This is a genomic window from Streptomyces sp. B93 (assembly GCF_018070565.1).
GTDB lineage: Bacteria > Actinomycetota > Actinomycetes > Streptomycetales > Streptomycetaceae > Streptomyces.
Genome location: NZ_JAGPXL010000014.1, coordinates 84,967 through 104,397, shown reverse-complemented (window position 1 = coordinate 104,397; position 19,431 = coordinate 84,967). Strand labels below are relative to the sequence as shown.

The 19,431-nt window shown below is 72.3% G+C and carries 14 protein-coding genes; 6 read left to right on the top strand and 8 right to left on the bottom strand.

Going from position 1 to position 19,431, the window contains the following annotated elements:
• Positions 1-118: 118 nt before the first annotated feature.
• Positions 119-895, bottom strand: a complete 777-nt coding sequence (locus tag KBY47_RS16415; protein ID WP_210921865.1) for a hypothetical protein — start codon at positions 893-895, stop codon at positions 119-121.
• 101 nt (positions 896-996) lie between these two features.
• Positions 997-1,887 carry an EamA family transporter gene (locus KBY47_RS16410; RefSeq protein ID WP_210921864.1) on the bottom strand — a complete coding sequence of 297 codons (891 nt, stop codon included), beginning with the start codon at positions 1,885-1,887 and terminating at the stop codon, positions 997-999.
• Between the two features lie 88 nt (positions 1,888-1,975).
• Here KBY47_RS16410 and KBY47_RS16405 point away from each other — a divergent pair, with 88 nt between their 5' ends.
• From KBY47_RS16405 to KBY47_RS16395, 3 genes are all read left to right on the top strand, one after another.
• Positions 1,976-2,887, top strand: a complete 912-nt coding sequence (locus KBY47_RS16405; protein WP_210921863.1) for a LysR family transcriptional regulator — start codon at positions 1,976-1,978, stop codon at positions 2,885-2,887.
• Between the two features lie 99 nt (positions 2,888-2,986).
• Entirely contained in the window at positions 2,987-4,855 is a 1,869-nt protein-coding gene (locus KBY47_RS16400) for a glycoside hydrolase family 3 protein (RefSeq protein WP_210921862.1), read from the top strand.
• A 96-nt stretch (positions 4,856-4,951) separates the two neighbouring features.
• Positions 4,952-5,557, top strand: coding sequence for a hypothetical protein (locus KBY47_RS16395; RefSeq protein WP_210921861.1), 606 nt, complete (start codon positions 4,952-4,954; stop codon positions 5,555-5,557).
• Positions 5,558-5,575: 18 nt separating this feature from the next.
• Here the strand turns inward: KBY47_RS16395 and KBY47_RS16390 are convergent, their stop codons facing one another.
• From KBY47_RS16390 to KBY47_RS16380, 3 genes are all read right to left on the bottom strand, one after another.
• A complete protein-coding gene (locus tag KBY47_RS16390; protein WP_210921860.1) occupies positions 5,576-6,994 on the bottom strand; it encodes a S28 family serine protease in 1,419 nt (472 codons plus the stop codon).
• A 71-nt stretch (positions 6,995-7,065) separates the two neighbouring features.
• Entirely contained in the window at positions 7,066-7,452 is a 387-nt protein-coding gene (locus KBY47_RS16385) for a hypothetical protein (protein ID WP_210921859.1), read from the bottom strand.
• Between the two features lie 72 nt (positions 7,453-7,524).
• On the bottom strand, positions 7,525-11,244 hold the full coding sequence (locus tag KBY47_RS16380; protein ID WP_210921858.1) for an ABC transporter ATP-binding protein: 3,720 nt from the start codon (positions 11,242-11,244) through the stop codon (positions 7,525-7,527).
• A 192-nt stretch (positions 11,245-11,436) separates the two neighbouring features.
• On the opposite strand from KBY47_RS16380, the gene KBY47_RS16375 reads away from it, so the two are divergent.
• From KBY47_RS16375 to KBY47_RS16365, 3 genes are all read left to right on the top strand, one after another.
• Positions 11,437-13,686 carry an MMPL family transporter gene (locus tag KBY47_RS16375; protein WP_247694784.1) on the top strand — a complete coding sequence of 750 codons (2,250 nt, stop codon included), beginning with the start codon at positions 11,437-11,439 and terminating at the stop codon, positions 13,684-13,686.
• A gap of 122 nt (positions 13,687-13,808) precedes the next feature.
• Complete coding sequence (locus KBY47_RS16370; protein WP_210921856.1) at positions 13,809-14,609, top strand: endonuclease I family protein; 801 nt, start codon at positions 13,809-13,811, stop codon at positions 14,607-14,609.
• A gap of 210 nt (positions 14,610-14,819) precedes the next feature.
• A complete protein-coding gene (locus tag KBY47_RS16365) occupies positions 14,820-15,185 on the top strand; it encodes a peptidase inhibitor family I36 protein (protein ID WP_210921855.1) in 366 nt (121 codons plus the stop codon).
• On the opposite strand, the gene KBY47_RS16360 is transcribed toward KBY47_RS16365, so the two are convergent.
• The 3 genes from KBY47_RS16360 to KBY47_RS16350 are packed head-to-tail and all read right to left on the bottom strand — an operon-like array spanning position 15,182 to position 19,406.
• A complete protein-coding gene (locus KBY47_RS16360) occupies positions 15,182-16,903 on the bottom strand; it encodes a thiamine pyrophosphate-binding protein (protein WP_210921854.1) in 1,722 nt (573 codons plus the stop codon). The genes KBY47_RS16365 and KBY47_RS16360 overlap by 4 nt on opposite strands.
• Positions 16,900-17,880, bottom strand: a complete 981-nt coding sequence (speB, locus tag KBY47_RS16355; protein WP_210921853.1) for an agmatinase — start codon at positions 17,878-17,880, stop codon at positions 16,900-16,902. Before speB ends, KBY47_RS16360 begins: the two co-directional genes overlap by 4 nt.
• Positions 17,881-17,936: 56 nt before the next feature.
• Positions 17,937-19,406: a sodium:solute symporter gene (locus KBY47_RS16350; RefSeq protein ID WP_210921852.1), complete on the bottom strand. Its 1,470-nt coding sequence runs from the start codon at positions 19,404-19,406 to the stop codon at positions 17,937-17,939.
• Positions 19,407-19,431 lie beyond the last annotated feature (25 nt).

Below are 19,431 nucleotides of genomic sequence, written 5' to 3'. Positions count from 1 at the left end.
CAGGCCGATCGCCGAAGGCGACGCGGAGCGTAGCGGAGCGCCCATGAGGCCGGGGCGCGGAAGCACGACCCTGGCAAAGAAGCGGGCGGCCCCAACGGTCACTTGCTCGGGGGCGTGGTTATGACGCCGTTCTTGCTGCGGCTGCCTGGATCTTCATCACCTGTTGGACCACCACCGGCTGGGGCACCTCCGCCTCGCCGCCCGTGCCCACGGCCGAGCTGAGGCGGACGAGGATGGAGCCCTGGCGGACCAGGGTGTACGAGGTCGGGGTGGCTCGGCCCGACAGGTGGAAGGAGATCGCCTCGTCGCCTACGGGGACGGGGGTGAGTTTGCGGACCTCGTTGAAGGTGAGTGCGCCTCCCTCGTAGCCGTTCGCGCACTTCGTCACCGCCGAGCGCAGGTCCGACATGGTCTTCTCGGCGTCCGTGGCGGTGAAGGCGGTCAGGGTGATCGTCGTGCCGGTGCCCCGGTAGTCGCCGGTCGTCGCCAACGCGAAGCGGCGGGCCGTGGCGGAGGGGGTCGCGGTGTAGGCGTCCAGGCGGAGGTTCTCCACCGGCTGGCACGTGGCGGGGCTGGCCTTGGTGGGTGGGATGTCACGGTCGCCGCCCGGGCTCTCCGTGATCTGGAACTCTGCCAGGTCGCCCGGCTTGAGGATGACCTCGTCCAGGTCTATGTCGGAGGCGGGGGCAGCCCCGGTGGGCGAGGGGTCGCTGGTCGGGGAGTCGGACGACGGGGTGGTCTCCGGGGGTGCCGATGTGCGTTCGCGTTCTGACGCCGGCGGCGAGCCGGCCGGTGCCCCCGCGTCGTCGTCCCCTCCCCCTCCTCCGCACCCGGCGAGCAGCAGCGCCGTCGCCGCCAGCCCTGCCCACAGGCCCATCCCCCCACGTCGTTCCATGCGTCGGCCGCTCCCTGTAACACGTCGTAGCCCAACTGGCCCTGCCCTCACGGGCGGCGCGGCAGTTTCCCACGGGCGGTCCTCCCCCGTCGTCCGGCAAACTACGTAGCCGCGCGCACCTCAACCGCCCGCCGCCGCCCCGGCGTCCTCCAGGTCGTCAGGGCCACTCCGCCCACCAGCAGGGCCGCCGCGCACCAGCGCTGTCCCGTCGCCGGCTCGCCCAGGAACAGTGCCGCCGAGGTCATGCCGAAGACCGGTACGAGGAGGGAGAAGGGGGCGACCGTGGACGCCGGGTGGCGGCGCAGGAGCCAGCCCCAGGCGCCGAAGCCGAAGACCGTCGTGATCCAGGCGACGTAGGCGATGGTGCCCGCGCCCTGCCAGTCCAGGGCGCGCAGGGCGTCCAGGTCGCGCTGCGCGCCCTCCAGCAGCAACGACAGCGCCAGCAGGGGGAGGACGGGGACCACGCTGACCCAGACCATGAAGTTGAGGGCGTCGGGTGGGGACGCCCTGCGGGTGAGGACGTTGGAGGCGCCCCAGCAGGCCGCGGCCAGGATCACGAGGGCGAAGGCGCCGAGGGGGCCGGTGGTGCCCTCGTCCAGGGCGGCTACGGCTATGCCGGACAGGGCGATGAGCATGCCCGTGGTGGCGAGGCGGGTCGGGCGTTCGGACAGGGCGGCGTAGGCGATCAGCGCCGTGAAGACCGCCTGGATCTGGAGGACCAGCGAGGACAGGCCCGCGGGCATGCCCGCGTCCATGCCGACGAAGAGCAGGCCGAACTTGGCCACGCCCAGTACCAGGCCGACGGCCAGGATCCAGCGCCACGCGACCTTCGGGCGGCCCACGAGGAACACCGCCGGGAGCGCCGCCGCGAGGAAGCGCAGGGCGGAGAAGAGCAGCGGCGGGAAGTGGTCGAGGCCGATCTCTATGACGGTGAAGTTGACGCCCCATACGGCGGCGACCAGGACGGCGAGGAGGACGTGTGCGGGGCGCATGTCCGGCAGGATCACCCGCGCCGACCGTGAAGCACCAGCGATCATTGCTGCATGGTTGGATTAAGCGTTGCTGATGGATGGAGGACCCGTGCTTGATCTTCAGCGGTTGCGTGCCCTGCACGCCGTGTCCGTGCACGGCACCGTCGGTGCCGCCGCCACCGCGCTCGGGTACACCTCGTCGGCGGTGTCCCAGCAGATCGCCAAGCTGGAGCGGGAGACCAGGACCGTACTGCTGGAGCGTGAGGGGCGCGGGGTACGGCTGACCGCAGAGGCGCGTCAGCTGGTCGACACGGCCGCGGAGTTGATGGCGATCGTGGAGCGGGCGGAGACGGAGCTGGAGGAGCGGCGCGGCACGCCCGCGGGGCGGCTGACCGTGGTGGCGTTCGCGTCGGCGGCGCGCGGGCTGCTGCCCGGGGTGCTGGCGGATCTCGCCGTACGGCATCCCGCGCTGGACGCGCGGCTCAGTGAGGTGGACCCGCACCTGTCGGTCGGCATGGTCGCCAAGGGCGCCGTCGATCTGGCCGTCGCGCACGACTGGGACATCGCCTCGCTGACGTTGCCGCCGGGGGTGGAGCAGGCGGCGATCGGGGAGGACGAGTGCACGCTGCTGGTGCCGCGCGGGCACCGGTTCGCCGGGCGGGAGTCGGTGCGGCGGGAGGAGCTGGGCGGGGAGCGGTGGGTGTGCCAGCCGCCGGGGCGGGTGTGTCATGAGTGGCTGGTGCGGACGTTGCGGACGGCGGGTCATGAGCCGGAGATCGTCCATCAGGCCGATGAGAATCCCACACTGGTCGCCCTGGTCGCGGCCGGGCTCGGCATCTGTCTGATTCCGCGGCTGGGGCGGGGGCCGTTGCCGGAGGGGGTGGTGGAGGTGGTGCTGGATCCGGTGCCGGTACGGCGGCTTTACGCGCTGTGGCGTTCGGGGCTGGGGCGGCGTCCGGCGATCGCCGAGACGGTGCGCACGCTCCGGGCCCACTGGCCGCCGCCCGCTGCCCGACCGTAGGCCCCGCCCGCGCGCACTCCCTTGACTGGCAGAAACTTCCCGGATATTGGTGGCACCTCGGAAGTTTCCTTCAGTGGATCTTCTCCGGAAGGAGCGCACGTGCACGACACCGGCGCGGGTAGCCCCGCATCCGCCCCCTCCGCCCCATCCGCCCCCTCCAGACGCACCGTCCTCGCCGCCACCGCGGGCGTCGGCGCCGCCCTCACCTTCGGCACCCACGCGTCCGCCGCCTCAGACACCCCAGATGGCACGGGCGCCCCCGACGACCACCGGCTCCGCGCCCTCGTCTCCCGTATGACACTGGAGGAGAAGGTCGGCCAGCTCTTCGTGTCCCGGGTCTACGGCCACTCCGCCACCGACCCCGACCGGGCCGACATCGACGCCAACCTCCAGCAGTTCGGGGTGCGCACGGCCGCCGAGCTGATCGCCAAGTACCGGCTCGGCGGCGTCATCTACTTCGCCTGGGCGCACAACACCCGTGACCCGCGGCAGATCGCCGACCTCTCCAACGGCATCCAGCGGGCGTCCCTCGGCCTCCCGCGCGGGCTGCCTGTGCTGGTCTCCACCGACCAGGAGCACGGCATCGTCGCCCGGGTCGGCAAGCCCGCCACGCTCTTCCCGGGTGCCATGGCGATCGGCGCCGGAGGGTCCGCCTCCGACGCCCGGACGCTGGGGCGGATCGCGGGGCGGGAGCTGCGGGCCATGGGCATCCGGCAGGACTACTCCCCCGTCGCCGACGTCAACGTCAATCCGGCCAACCCCGTCATCGGGGTGCGGTCGTTCGGGGCCGACCCCGGGGCGGTGGCGGAACTGGTCGCCGCCGAGGTGACCGGGTACCAGAAGTCAGGGGTCGCCGCGACCGCCAAGCACTTCCCGGGGCACGGGGACACCGAGGTCGACAGCCACTACGGCTTCCCGACCATCACGCACACGCGCGAGCAGTGGGAGACGCTGGACGAGCCGCCGTTCCGCGCGGCGATCGAGGCGGGCATCGACTCGATCATGACCGCGCACATCCTGGTCCCGGCCCTCGACGACTCCGGCGACCCGGCGACCCTGTCCCGCCCCATCCTCACCGGCATCCTGCGCGAACGCCTCGGCTACGACGGCGTGGTGGTCACCGACGCCCTCGACATGGCGGGCGTACGCACCAAGTACGGCGACGACCGGGTGCCCGTGCTCGCCCTGAAGGCGGGCGTCGACCTGCTGCTGAACGCCCCCGAGCTGGACCTCGCCTGGAACGCGGTCCGGCAGGCGGTGCTGGACGGCGAGCTGACCGAGGCGCGGCTGGACGAGTCGATCCTGCGGGTGCTGCGGCTGAAGGCCAAGCTGGGCCTGTTCGACGAGCCGTACGTCAGTCCGCGCGGCGTCCAGCGCACCGTCGGCACCCGGGGGCACCTGGAGGCCGCCGACCGCATCGCCGAGCGGACCACCACCCTGCTGGTCAACGAGGGCGCGCTGCTGCCGCTGTCGCCGCGCCGTCACGGCAGGCTCCTGGTGGCCGGGCCCGATCTCGCCTCCCCGTCCGCCACCACGGGCCCGCCGATGCGGGTCCTCGCGGACGCCCTCACCGGACTCGGCTTCACGGCGACCCCGTTGACCACCGGCACCAGCCCCTCCGCGGCGGTCGTCGAGCAGGCGGTGGCGGCGGCGCGGGACGTGGACGCCGTGGTCGTCGCCACCTACAACGTCACCGCGAGCAGCGCCCAGCGCACCCTGGTGCAGCGGCTGTCGGAGACCGGGAAACCGGTGGTCGCGGTGGCCATCCGCAACCCGTACGACGTCGCCCAGTTCCCGTCGGTGCGCGCCTGCCTGGCGACGTACTCCTGGACGGACGTCGAACTGCGGGCGGCGGCACGTGTGATCGCGGGGCGGGTGGGCCCGCGCGGGCGGCTCCCGGTGCCGGTGCAGCGGGCGGACGACCCGGCGCGGGTGCTGTACCCCATCGGGCACGGGTTGTCCTACTAGGGAGGCGCTCCAGCGCGCGCACCGCGTGCCGCACAGCCCTCCGCGCGTCTGGCGTGCGCCCGTTCGAGCGGGCCACGCTGGGCGTGGGGGGATGGCATGCGGGTGCGCGGTGGTGTGGTGGGGCTGACGGTCGTGGCCGTGGCGGTGACGGCGTGTCAGGTGGGCGGGGGCCCGCCGCGGGCGCGGCCGTCCGCGGTCCTCCACTCCGGGTACGGCAGCGTCTTCCTCGGCGTCGACGAGTGCAGTTCCTTCAGAGCACCGGGCTTCACCGAGGTCCCCTGCGCCAGTGAGCGGGCGGCGGCGCGGGTGGTGGCGCGGCATGACGGCGCCGTACGCGACGGGCCGCCCTGCCCGGCGAGAACCGACTTCGTGCTGCACATCAGCGAGCGGCGGCCCGCGTCCGACGAGGACGGCGACGGCCATGTGCCGCGCGGCTACGCCTGCATGCGTTCCCTCCAGCCGCCGCATCCCGGGGACCCGGGCGCCGGGGGCGGGCCGCGCACCATCGTCGGCGACTGTCTGTACGGCGTCGGGGGCGGCCGGGTCCGGGAGACCGCCTGCGAGGGTGACGGGAAGGGCGGGCCGCGACCGGAGTACCAGGTCACGGCGGCGGTCGGCAGCCGCGACCGGTGTCCGGCCTCGACGTCCCTGTACGTACGGCTCGACGGGGTGCGTCCGGTGGGCTGCGCCCGCCCCCTGTAGGCGCGGCCCACCGTCAGCTCACGGCCTCAGTGTGCGCTCGGCGCCCCGCTTGTCCAGCTTGGCGTCGAACTTCGCGAGCGGCTTCGCGGCCGTCGGGTCCGCCTGGACGGCGGCCGGGGCCACGCCCGCCCACTCGAGGATGCGGGCCGTGGCGAGCGCCCGCTCGTTCTCGACCAGACCGGCGACCCGGGCACCGTGGTTGGCGCCGGGGGCGGTGAAGACGTAGCTGTCCCGTGCGCCCTTGCCGAGGCGGAACGGCTCGGCGCCCCACGGGTCGTTCTCGCCGTAGACGAACAGCATCCGGGTGGCGTTGTGCCGCACCCAGTTGTCGATGTCGCGCATCGCGGACGGCTGGAACCGCATCGGGATGTCCCGGGGCACGAAGTAGCGCGGCGGGAGGTAGCCGTAGCGGACGTACTTCTTCTCGATGTGCGGGAAGTGGATCGTCGGCGCGCCCAGCTGGGTGCCCGCCTGGTAGTAGTACGGCGTGTACGGGGACAGGCCCTGGTCGGTGTAGAAGGAGAAGCCCGCGATGGTGTCGACGGTCTCCCAGATCTGGTCGTCGGTGGCGTTCTTCGCGTCGGCCGGGATGGTGTCGCAGTCCGACAGCAGGCTGTACTGCCAGAAGCCCCAGACGAAGTCGAGGACGGTGGCCTCGTACGCCTTGTCGAGGCTGCCGACGGTGTTGAACGTGAAGCCGTTGTCGGCGGCGTAGGCGGCGTAGCGCTGCTCCAGCGGCTCGCGGCGCACCAGCGCCTCCCGCTGGACGCCGTTCAGGCGGTCGCGGCACTCCTTGGTGCCGACCGTGGCGAAGAAGCGGTCGTAGGCCGAGTCCTCCTTGTTGACGACGTCGTTGGGGGCCACGTAGGCGACGACGGCGTCCATGTCACGCGGGTAGAAGCGCTCGTAGTACGTGGCGGTCATGCCGCCCTTGGAGCCGCCCGTGGACAGCCACTTCCTGTCGTAGACCGGCTTGAGCGCCTTGAAGATGCGGTGCTGGTCGCTGGCGGCCTGCCAGATGTCCAGCTTGGTCCAGTCGGCCGGGTCGGGGCGCGACGGGGTGAAGAAGCGGTACTCCATGGAGACCTGGTTGCCGTCCACGATCTGGGTCGGCTCGCGGCGGCTGGGAGTGGTGGAGACGTTGTAGCCGCCGGTGTAGAAGACCGTCGGGCGGGACTCGTCCTTGTGCAGCACGGTGATGCGCTGCTGGAACGTGCCCTTGGACGGGTGCCGGTGGTCGACCGGCTGGGTGTAGTTCAGGACGAAGAAGCGGTAGCCGGGGTACGGCTTCTCCTCGACCAGGCTCATGCCCGGGATGTCCAGGAGCCGGTCCTTGATGTCCGCGGCCTCCGGCTGGACGGCGGTGGCCGTTCCCGCCGTGCTCAGGGTGCCTATGAGCACCGTGAGCGCAAGCAGCCATCTGAGCGCCTTGCGCATGCAGCAGCCTCCCTGTGAAACATATGTGCGCCGGAAGCTATCGGAGCAACCTCCGGCGCACCAGGGGGACTTCAGCACAGGATCCAGCCGGAGCTGACCGAACCCCGGCCGACCCTGCCCTTGACCCACACGCAGCGCTGACCGGCGTGCACGGTCACCGGACCCGCGCGGTAGCGGTACTCGCCCTTGTCGACGACGGGACGGTTGCCGCGGGCCTGCACGCTCACCGACATGGTGCGCCGCGGGCCGGGGCTCCTGGGGAGGGTGACGGCGCAGACGTAGCCGCCGCTGCGGTGGACGTGCACGGTGCCGGTGGAGAAGGGCAGCGACCTGACCTTGCGGCCCGCGCAGGACGACGCGGCCTGCGCGTCGGTGGGCACGGTGAGGATCAGCAGTCCGGCGGTGGTCAGCACCGCCGTGCCCAGTACCAGCCACCGGCGTATCGCGCCTGCGCCCACCGACGTCCCCTCCCCTGACCGGTCAACGAACGTACTGGTGTACGGACGCTTGGCGTAGGCGAGTTGGTTGCATCAGCGGGACACCGGGGTCAGGTCCTTCTGCTCCGGTACGCCGATGAACGTCCGCCACAGTTCGGCGTAGCGGCCGTCGCGGGCGAGGAGTTCGTCGTGGGTGCCGTCCTCGGCGACCCGCCCGTGGTCCATGACGACGACCCGGTCGGCGCGCGCCGCCGTGGTCAGCCGGTGGGCCACGACGAGCGTGGTGCGGCGGCCCGCCAGCCGGTCCGTCGCCTGGTTGACCTGCGCCTCGGTCGCCAGGTCCAGCGCGGCCGTCGCCTCGTCGAGCAACAGCACGTCCGGGTCGACGAGTTCGGCGCGGGCCAGCGCGATCAGCTGCCGCTGCCCGGCGGAGAGGTTGCGGCCCCGCTCGGCGACCTCGTGGAGGTAGCCGCCCTCCAGCGTGGCGATCATCTCGTGGGCGCCGACCGCGCGGGCCGCCGCCTCCACCTCGGCGTCGGTGGCGTCGGGCCGCCCGTAGGCGATGGCGTCCCGGACGGTGCCGGGGAACAGGTACGCCTCCTGCGGTACGACGCCGAGGCGGTGCCGGTACGCCGTCAGGTCGAGGTCGCGGACGTCGGTGCCGTCGGCGGTGACCCGGCCGCCGGTCGGGTCGTAGAACCGGGCCACCAGCTTCACCAGCGTCGACTTGCCCGCGCCGGTCTCGCCGACGAACGCGACGGTCTGCCCGGCGGGGATGCGCAGGTCGATGCCGGTGAGCGCCTCCTCGTCGTCGCCGTAGGCGAAGTGCACGTCCTCGAAGGCGATCTCGCCGCGCAGGGAGCGCACGTCGGCCGCCTTCTCGGCGTTCCGCGTGGAGGTCGGCTCGCGCAGGAGTTCCTGGATGCGGCCGAGGGAGACGGTGGCCTGCTGGTAGCCGTCGAAGACCTGGGAGAGCTGCTGGACGGGCGCGAAGAACAGGTCGATGTAGAGCAGGTACGCCACCAGCGCGCCCGTCGTCAGGGTGCCCGCCTCGATGCGGCCCGCGCCGACGATGAGCACGGCCGCCGCGGCGGCCGACGACAGGAACTGTACGAAGGGGAAGTAGACGGAGATCAGCCACTGGCCGTGGATGCGGGCCTGGCGGTAGCCGTCGCTGCGCTCGGCGAACGCCCGGCCGCCGTCGCCCTCGCGCCGGAAGGCCTGCACGATCCGCAGCCCGGCCACCATCTCCTGGAGGTCGGCGTTGACCGTGGAGACCCGCTCGCGGGCCAGTTCGTACGCCTTGACGCTCGCCCGGCGGAAGAAGAACGTGGCGACGATCAGCGGCGGCAGGGTGGCGAAGACGACGAGGGCGAGTTCGACGTCGATCACCAGCAGGGCGACCATGATGCCGAAGAAGGTGACGACCGAGACGAACGCGGTGACCAGGCCGGTCTGGAGGAACGTCGACAGGGCGTCCACGTCCGTGGTCATCCGGGTCATGATCCGGCCGGTCAGCTCACGCTCGTAGTAGTCGAGGCCGAGCCGCTGGAGCTGGGCGAAGATCTTCAGGCGCAGCGCGTACAGGACCCGCTCGCCGGTGCGCCCGGTCATCCGGATCTCACCGGTCTGCGCCGCCCACTGCACCAGCACGGAGACCAGCGCGAGCAGCGAGGCCGCCCAGACCGCGCCGATCGCCATCTCGGTGACGCCGCTGTCGATGCCGTGGCGGATCAGCACGGGCAGCAGCAGGCCCATGCCCGCGTCCACGGCGACCAGGCCGAGGCTGATCAGCAGCGGCAGTCCGAAGCCGCGCAGCAGCCGGCGCAGGCCGTAGGAGTCCTCTGGGGTGACGGCGCGGCTCTCGTCGATGTCGGGGGTGTCGGTCGCCGGGGGCAGCGCGTCGACCTGGGCGAGGAGTTCGGGGGTGGCGGGGCTGCCCTCCATCGCCGCGTCCCGGGGCTGCCGTTCGCCCGCCCAGAGCCTCGGGGTGATGCCGCGCTCGGCGTCGAACTCGGCGTCCAGTTCCTCCCGTACGGAGGTGTCCTCCGCCGGTACCTCGGGCAGGGCGTGGCCCGGGGAGACCGCGCCCAGCTCGTCGGGGTCGGTGAGGAGACGGCGGTACAGGGCCGAGCGGGCTTGCAGCTCCTCGTGGGTGCCGACGTCGGCGAGGCGTCCGGCGTCGAGGACGGCGATGCGGTCGGCGAGGCCCAGGGTGGAGCGGCGGTGCGCGATAAGGAGGGTGGTGCGGCCCGCCATGACGTGCTGGAGGGCCTCGTGGATCTCGTGCTCGACGCGGGCGTCGACGGCGGAGGTGGCGTCGTCGAGGACGAGCAGGCGGGGGTCGGTGAGCAGGGCGCGGGCGAGGGCGAGGCGCTGGCGCTGGCCGCCGGAGAGGGTGAGGCCGTGTTCGCCGACCTTGGTGGCGTAGCCGTCGGGCAGCTCGGCGATGAAGCGGTCCGCCTGGGCGGCGCGGGCGGCCTGCTCGATCTGCTCGTCGGTGGCGTCCGGGTGGCCGTAGGCGATGTTGTTGCGGACGGTGTCGGAGAAGAGGAAGGAGTCCTCGGGGACCAGTCCGATCGCGGCCCGCAGTGATTCCTGGGTCAGGTCGCGCACGTCGTGGCCGCCGATGCGGACGGCGCCGCCGGTGGCGTCGTAGAAGCGGGGCATGAGCAGGGAGACCGTCGACTTGCCGGAGCCGGAGGCGCCGACGACGGCGAGGGTCTCGCCGGGGGCAATGCGGAAGGTGAGGCCGTCGAGGACGGGGCGGTCGGGGGCGTAGCCGAAGGAGACGTCGTCGAACTCGACGGTCGCGGGGGCGTCGGAGGGCAGGTCCTTCGTGCCGTCGGTCAGGGACGGCTCGGTGTCGATCAGTTCGAGGACGCGTTCGGTGCCCGCGCGGGCCTGCTGGGCGACGGTGAGGACCATGGCGAGCATCCGGACCGGGCCGACGAGCTGGGCCAGGTAGGTGGAGAAGGCGACGAACGTGCCGAGTGTGATGTGCCCGCCGACGGCGAGCCAGCCGCCGAGGGCCAGCATGGCGACCTGGCCGAGCGCGGGCACGGCCTGGAGGGCGGGGGTGTACCGGCTGTTGAGGCGGATGGTGCGCAGCCGCCCCGCGAACAGCTTCCGGCCGACCGCGCGCAGCTTCCCGGTCTCCTGGGCCTCCTGCCCGAAGCCCTTGACCACGCGTACGCCGCTGACCGCCCCGTCGACGACGCCCGCGACGGCGGCGGCCTGCGCCTGCGCGTACCAGGTGGAGGGGTGCAGCCGGGTGCGGCTGCGCTTGGCGATCCACCACAGCGCGGGGGCGACGGCGAGGGCGACCAGGGTGAGCGGTATCGACAGCCACGCCATGATCACCAGGGAGATCAGGAAGAGCAGGAAGTTCCCGATGGTCATGGGGAGCATGAACAGCAGGCTCTGGATCAGCTGGAGGTCGCTGGTGGCCCGGCCGACGACCTGCCCGGTGGACAGCTCGTCCTGACGGCGGCCGTCGAGCCGGGTGATCGTGCCGTACATCTCCGTGCGGAGGTCGTGCTGGACGTCGAGGGCGAGCCGGCCGCCGTAGTAGCGGCGGACGTAGGTGAAGACGTAGACGAGGACCGCGGCGCCGATCAGGCCGCCCGCCCAGGGCGCCATGCCGCGGGTCTTGTCGCCGATGACGTCGTCGATGATCACCTTGGTGATCAGCGGTACGACCGCCATCACGGCCATTCCGGCGAGGGAGGACCCCAGGGCGAGGACGACGTCCTTCGGATACCGCCAGGCGTATCCGGCCAGCCGCCGTGCCCATCCCCGTTGCCTGTCCACGCGGGTGCCTTCCCCTCCATCGACCTGATCTTCCGGAAGGCACCAACGCGGGCGGGGGCGGATTTCATCCCGCCGCTACAATTCCCCGCGGTCCGGCAGGGGCGTCACCCGGTCGGCCCGCCCGGGGTGCCCCGGCCCCGCCGCCGTCCTTCAATCGGCATGTCCGGTGCCGGGGACAGGCGGGAGTGGGCCATGCCGGGACCTCGTTCCGCGCTCGGCGCGACAGGGCGCTGGTGCGCCCGGCACTGGGTGACCGTGCTGGTGGCCTGGCTGGCCGCGCTGGTGCTGCTCCAGGTCGCGGACCGCACCTGGGGCGGGGACTACAGCGACGACTTCTCGGTGCCGGGCACCCAGTCGCAGGACGGCCTCGACGTGCTGCGCGCGCACGATCCGGCGGCGGGCGGGTACAGCTCGCAGATCGTGCTGCACGACGCGGACGAACAGCTCGGCGAGGTGTCCGGCCAGGTGTCGACCGCCGTCGCCGACCTGACGAAGCTCCCCCATGTGCTGTCCGCGCAGAACCCCCTCGGCGGCCAGCCGCAGCAGCCCGCGGGGACGCCCGATGTCGGCCCCTTGTCCACCGACGGGAAGACCGCCTACATCACCGTCCGCTTCGACGTCCAGCCCAGCACCCTCGGCAGCGGCTACCTCGACGGCGTGGACGACGCCGTGGAGCCGTTGCGGAAGGCCGGGGTGGAGGTGGAGTACGGCGGACCGCTCGGCGAACTCGCCCGGCCGGAGCCGAACGACGTGCTCAGCGAGGCCATCGGCTTCGGTGTGGCCGTGCTGGTCCTGCTGGTCGGCTTCGGCAGCGTGCTGGCCGCCGTACTGCCCCTGGTCACGGCACTGATCTCGGTCGTCTGCGGGCTGGCCCTGCTGGGGCTGCTCGCCGCCGCCTCCACCTTCGCCACGGTCTCCCCCACGCTGGCCACGATGATCGGCCTGGGCGTCGGCATCGACTACGCCCTGTTCCTCGTCACCCGGCACCGGCAGAACCTGATGGACGGCGCGGACCCGGTGCGGGCGGCCGGGCACGCCACCGCGACCAGCGGCAAGGCCGTCCTGGTGTCGGGGTGCACGGTGATCATCGCGCTGGCCGGGCTGTGGGTCTCCGGCATCTCCTTCATCGGCAAGCTGGGCCTGGCCGCCGCGGTCACCGTCGTCACCGCCGTCCTCGGGGCGCTCACCCTCGTCCCCGCCCTGCTCGGCCTGATCGGCCGCCACATCGACCGGCTGCGGGCCCGCACCCCCGTCGCGGAGACCGACGCGGCTCCCGGCGCCCAGCCGCAGGGCACCTGGCACCGGTACGCGCAGCGCGTCGAGCGCCGACCGTGGTGGTTCCTGGCGGGCGGTGTGGTCGTGCTTGCCGTGCTGTCGATCCCGGTCCTGTCGATGCGGCTCGGGCACATCGGGGACGGCGCCGACCCCACCTCCTTCACCGACCGGCGCGCCTTCGACCTGATGTCCGACGCCTTCGGGCCCGGCTCCAACGGGCCGCTCACACTGGTCATCGACCAGAGCGAGGTGCCCTCCTCGCAGCGCTCGGCCCTCGCCGACCAGGCGGCGAAGTCGCTCACCGGCGTCCCGGACGCCGCGTACATCACCCCGCTGACGCCGACGCAGGACGGGGACGTCCTGATCGGCACCGCCTACTCCACCGCCGCACCGCAGGACGCGGCGACGACCGACCTGGCCGACCACCTCCGCGAGGACGTGCTGCCGCAGGCGGTCTCCGGCACCTCCGCCGACACCTATCTGACCGGGACGACGGCCGCGCAGATCGACTTCCTGGACATCGTCTCCGCCCGGCTGCCGCTGATCATCGCGGTGGTGGTGGCGCTGGCCTTCCTCGTCATCCTGACCGTGTTCCGCGGCCCGCTGGTCGCGCTGAAGGCGGCCGTCCTCAACGTGCTGTCCATCGCCGCCAGCTACGGCGTCGTCGTGGCGGTCTTCCAGTGGGGCTGGGGCGGCCCCGCGCTGGGTGTCTCGGGGACCGTGCCCATCGAGAGCTACGTCCCGATGATGATGTTCGCCATCGTCTTCGGGCTGAGCATGGACTACGAGATCTTCCTGCTCTCCCGCGTCCACGAGGCCTGGCTGCGCACGGGCGACGCCCAGGCGGCGGTCGCCCACGCCCTGGAGATCACCGCCCGGGTCATCACCTGCGCCGCGCTGATCATGGTGAGCGTCTTCGCGGCGTTCATCATCAGCGACAACGTGGTGGTGAAGATGCTCGGCCTCGGGCTGGCCGCGAGCGTGCTCATCGACGCGACCGTGGTGCGGCTGCTGCTGGTGCCCGCCGTGCTGACCCTGCTCGGGCGTGCGGCCTGGTGGACGCCGCGGTGGCTGGACCGGGTGCTGCCGCACCTCGACCCGGAGGGACGGGACGACGACGTGCGCGGCCGGGTCCCGTCCCCTTCCGGGCCGGGGTCCGGGTCATAGCCGCATCAGGAGAACCGGAACTTTGACGCATGGCGGAAATCCGCCGTTCACCCGTGGGTATGCATGTTCATGCCAGGCTGCCTCTCGGCCGCTCAGTCAACCCGCGTAGAACGGACACCCCCATGCCCGTACGCCCCCGCCGCCTCAAGTCCCTCGCGCTGGCCGTCTCCACGGTCCTGGTCGCCCTCACCGCCCCGGCCCTCACCGCCACCCCGGCCGCGGCGACGACCACCGCCTACGACACGACGTACTACAAGAACGCGATCGGCAAGACCGGCGCCAGCCTGAAGAGTTCGCTGAACACGATCATCAGCAGCCAGACGAAGATCTCCTACTCGGCGGTCTGGGAGGCGCTGAAGGTCACCGACCAGGACCCCAACAACAGCGCCAACGTGGTCCTGCTCTACTCCGGCATCTCCCGGAGCAAGTCCCTCAACGGCGGCAACGTCGGCAACTGGAACCGCGAGCACGTGTGGGCGCAGTCCCACGGCGACTTCGGCACCTCCGCCGGTCCCGGCACCGACCTGCACCACCTGCGCCCCGAGGACGTCCAGGTCAACAGCACCCGCGGCAACAAGGACTTCGACCTGGGCGGCAGCTCGTTCACCAACAGCGGTGGCAGCCTGACCGACGCCAACTCCTTCGAGCCCCGCAACGCCGTCAAGGGCGACGTGGCCCGCATGATCCTCTACATGGCCGTGCGGTACGAGGGCACCGACGGCTGGCCCGACCTGGAGCCCAACGACGCGGTGACCAACGGCAGCGTGCCCTACCACGGCCGTCTGTCGGTGCTGAAGCAGTGGAACGAGCAGGACCCGCCGGACGCCTTCGAGGAGCGCCGCAACCAGCTCATCTACACCAACTACCAGGGCAACCGGAACCCGTTCATCGACCACCCGGAGTGGGTGGAGGCAATCTGGTAGCCGCGTCCCGGCCGGCCCGAGGGCGCCGGTGTCCGGGGCCCGCGCGCCCCGCGCACCGGCGCCCGGCCGCCGTCCGCCCCGGCCGCGCCGAGCCACCGGTTCGCTCCAACAGGTGGTGTGAACGGCCGTTCACGGGAAGGCGGGTCGCGGACTCGGGACCATGGCAACGCCCCGGCAGCCGTGCCGGGGCGTCGCTCGAAGGAGAACGCCGTGAAGCTTCGTACCTGGTCCGCAGCCGCCGCACTCGCCCTCACCGCCCTGGTGCTGCCCGCCCCGGGCGCCGCCGCCGCACAGCTCGCCGCCGCCGCGCCGCCCGCCTGCGCCGACGGGTCGGTGTGCTTCTGGAGCAAGGAGGGCTTCGGCGGCGACTACTGGGAATGGACCGCCCGCAGCGGCTACCGCGACATGCCGCCCAGCCTCCACGACCACGTCGGCTCGTTCGTCGCCTCCACCCGGGCCTGCTTCGTCAACTGGGGGCCGGTCGAGAAGCGCGACGTCTTCAACGGCGACTGGCGCTCGCGCTACCTCGGCGACTTCGGCGGCCGTATCGACGGGGTGGGCCCGGGGGCCTGTTAGGCCCTGTCGTCAAATTCCCGGCTGTCCGGCGGGGTCTGAAGGTGCGTGGGCGCGAACATCCGCAGCACCGCCGGGAGCACCACCACCGACGGCCCGGGTGACGCCAGCGCCTTGGCGAGGTCCGCCTCCAGGGTCCCGGGGCTGCTACGGACCCCCGGTACCCCGAACGACTCGGCGAGGGCGACGTAGTCCGGCCGGGTCAGCTCGGTCGCCGTGGCCTCGCCGAAGGCGTCGGTCATGTACTCGCGCAGGATGCCGTAGCCGCCGTCGTCGACGATCAGCCAGGTCACGTCGAGGCCGTACTGCCGGGCCGTCGCCAGCTCGGCGATGGAGTACAGGGCGCCGCCGTCGCCGGACACCGCCAGCACCGGGCGGGTCGGGTCGGCGGCGGCCGCGCCGAGGGCGGCGGGGAAGCCGTAGCCGAGTCCGCCCGCGCCCTGCGCGGAGTGCATGGTGTTGGGCGCCTTGGCGTCGAAGGCAGACCAGGCCCAGTAGGCGAGGATCGTCATGTCCCAGAAGGACGGGGACCGCTCGGGCAGGGCGCGGCGGACGGCTGCCAGCACCTCCTGCTCCAGGGTGAGGTCCTGGGCGGCGATGCGCTCGCGCACCCGGTCCAGCACCGGGCGCACCCGCTCGGGCGCCGTGGGGTCGGTGCGCTCCCCGACCGTCTCCAGCAGGGCCTGGAGCGCCAGCCGGGCGTCGGCGTGGATGCCGAGCGCCGGGTGGTTGGACTCCAGTTTGCCGAGGTCGGCCTCGATCTGGATGACCCGGCCGCGCGGCGCGAACGTGTGGTAGTTCGAGGAGAGTTCGCCGAGTCCGGAGCCGACGACGAGCAGGACGTCGGCGTCCTCAAGGAAGTCGGTTATGTGCCGGTCCTCCAGCCAGGACTGGAGGGACAGCGGATGCGTCCAGGGGAAGGCGCCCTTGCCGCCGAAGGTGGTGACGACGGGCGCGTCCAGCCGTTCGGCCAGCTGCCGCAGCTTCTTCGCCGCGTCCGCGCGGACGACCCCGCCGCCCGCGATGATCGCCGGCTGGGCGGCCCTGGACAGCAGGTCGGCGGCGAGGGCGGTCAGCTCGGGGCGCGGGGGCAGCTCCTCCGGGAAGGCGTCGCCGCCGGTCACCACCGGGATCGCCGTCTCGGCCAGCAGCACGTCCTGCGGGATCTCCACCCACACCGGCCCGTGCGGGGCGGTCAGCGCCGACTGCCAGGCGGCGGCGATCGCGGACGGGATCTGCGACTGCGTACGGACCGTGTGCACCGACTTCACCACGCCCCGGAACGAAGCGGCCTGGTCGGGGAGTTCGTGCAGATAGCCGTGGCGTCCGCCACCCAGCCCGGCGACCGGGACCTGGCTGCTGATCGCCAGCACCGGCGCCGAAGCGGCCGCCGCCTCCTGGAGCGCGGCCAGCGAGGTCAGCGCGCCCGGCCCGGTCGACAGCAGCAGCGGCGCGGCCTCACCGGTGATCCGGCCGTACGCGTCCGCCGCGAACCCGGCGTTGTTCTCCACCCTGAGGCCGATGTACCTCAGGTCGGAGCGGCGCAGCGCGTCGAACATGCCGAGGGCGTGCTGGCCGGGCAGCCCGAAGACGGTGGTCGCGCCGAGCCCGGCCAGGGTCTCCACGACCAGGTCCCCGCCGGTGCGGCCGGGGGGAGGGTTGAGGGCGGCCTCCGTCTGCGCGGGCGTGGGGCGGAGCACCAGGTCGTGGTCGTGGGTCACTGCGCTGCCTTCTCCCGCTTCTGGTGGGCGATCTGCCGGGACATGATCGTGGTCAGTTCGTACGCCGTGTGGGACGCGGCCACCGACGTGATCTCGGCGTGATCGTACGCGGGCGCCACCTCGACGACGTCCGCCGAGACCAGGTGGCAGGAGGCCAGCCCGCGCAGGATCTCCAGCAGTTCGCGGGAGGTCATGCCGCCCGCCTCGGGGGTGCCGGTGCCGGGGGCGTGGGCCGGGTCGAGGCAGTCGATGTCGATGGAGATGTACAGCGGCCGGTCGCCGATGCGCTGGCGCAGCTGGTCGGCGATCTCGTCGGCGCCCCGGCGGTAGACGTCCGCCGAGGTGACGATGCCGAAGCCCATCTTCTCGTCGTCGGTGAGGTCCTGCTTGCCGTAGAGGGGACCGCGGGTACCGACGTGGGAGAGGGCGGAGGTGTCGAGGATGCCCTCCTCGACGGCGCGGCGGAACGGGGTGCCGTGGGTGTACTCGGCGCCGAAGTAGGTGTCCCAGGTGTCGAGGTGGGCGTCGAAGTGGAGGAGGGCGACCGGGCCGTGCTTCCTGGCGACCGAGCGCAGCAGGGGCAGCGCGATGGTGTGGTCGCCGCCGAGGGTCATCAGCCGGGCGCCGGTGCCGAGGAGGTCGTCCGCGGCGGCCTCGACGGTCTCGACGGCCTCGTTGATGTTGAACGGGTTCACGGCGATGTCCCCGCCGTCCGCGACCTGCGCGAGCGCGAACGGGGAGGCGTCCTGCGCCGGGTTGTAGGGCCGCAGCAGCCGGGACGCCTCGCGGATGGCGTTGCCGCCGAAGCGGGCGCCCGGCCGGTAGGAGACACCCGAGTCGAACGGCACCCCGACCACGGCGACATCGGCGGTACCGACCTCGTCGAGGCGGGGCAGCCGGGCGAAGGTCGCGGGTCCGGCGTACCGCGGGACGCGGGAGGAGTCGACGGGGCCGCGGGGTGTCTCGGGGGCGGTCATGACGGGATGCCTTCTTTCTCACGCTTCATCGCGTATGCACTGCTTGTCGTACGACTCTACTGGTGGACGGAGACCGGTTCGGTACCGGATTCGGCCGCCTCGGGGGCCCGTCCCGCCAGCCGCTCCCGCCAGGCGGCGAGGACGGCCGCGTCGGTGGCGGGGGTGGCGAGGGAGACGACGAGGTAGGCGGCGAGGGAGGCCAGCAGCCCGTAGTAGACGGGCTCGTTGGCGAGGATGCCGTAGGCCGCCATCAGCCCGACCACCGCGAGGCCGCCCACGGCGACGGAGGCGAGGGCGCCGTGCACCGTGCCGCGCCGCCACAGCAGTCCGCCGAGGATCGGCACCAGCAGCCCGCCGACGAGCAGGTTGTAGGCCACGGTCAGCGCCTCGACGACGTTGTTGAGCACGATCGCCGTGATGATCACCGCGACGCCCATGAGCAGGATGAAGGCCCGGTTGCCCCTGATCTCGTCGGGCTCCCGGCCGGACGGGCGGACGGCGCCGCGCAGCCGGGACCAGATGTCGTTGTTGGCGACGGTCGCGCAGGCGATCAGGGCGCCGGAGGATGTCGACATCACGGCGGCCAGCGCGGCGGCGAGGACCAGTCCGCGCACGCCCGTCGGCAGCTCGTCCTTGACGATCGTGGCGAACGCGTCGTCGGGGCTGCCCAGGTTCGGGTACAGCACCTTGGCCGCCGTACCGATGACGGCACCGGCGACGGCGTACGCCAGGCAGTAGGTGCCCGCGACGGTGCCGCCCCACTTGGCCGTGCGGTCGTTGCGGGCGGTGAAGACGCGCTGCCAGATGTCCTGCCCGATGAGCATGCCGAAGGTGTAGATCAGGACGTAGGTGAAGATCGTCTCGCCGCCGATGCCCAGCGGATCGAAGTACGACGTCGGCAGCTGGGCCCTCATCTCGCTGAACCCGCCCGCCTTGACGACGGCGATCGGCAGCAGCAGGAGCAGCACGCCGATGGTCTTCACCACGAATTGCACCATGTCGGTGAGCGTGATCGACCACATGCCGCCGAGCGTCGAGTAGGCGACCACGATCGAGCCGCCGAGGACGATCGCGAGGGTGCGGTTCATGTCGAACAGGACGTCGAAGATCGTGGCGTACGCGATGGTCGAGGTGACCGCGAGCATCAGCGTGTACGCCCACATGACCACGCCGGTGATGACGCCCGCCCGGCCGCCGTAGCGCAGGTCGAGCATCTCGGAGACGGTGTAGACCTTCAGCCGGGCGATGCGGGCCGAGAAGAACACGGAGAGGGCGAGCAGACCGAGGCCGATCGTGAAGACCATCCAGGCGCCGGAGAGACCGTACTGGTAGCCGAGCCCGACACCGCCGATGGTGGACGCGCCGCCCAGGACGATCGCGGCCATGGTGCCGGAGTACATACCGGGGCCGAGCCGTCGCCCCGCCACCAGGAACTCGCTCTTGGACTTGGCGCGGCGCATGCCCCACCAGCCCATGGCCAGCATGCCGGCCAGATAGACGACGATCACTGTGTAGTCGACGGCCATGGGCCTCTCCTTCGCGCGCGGTCGG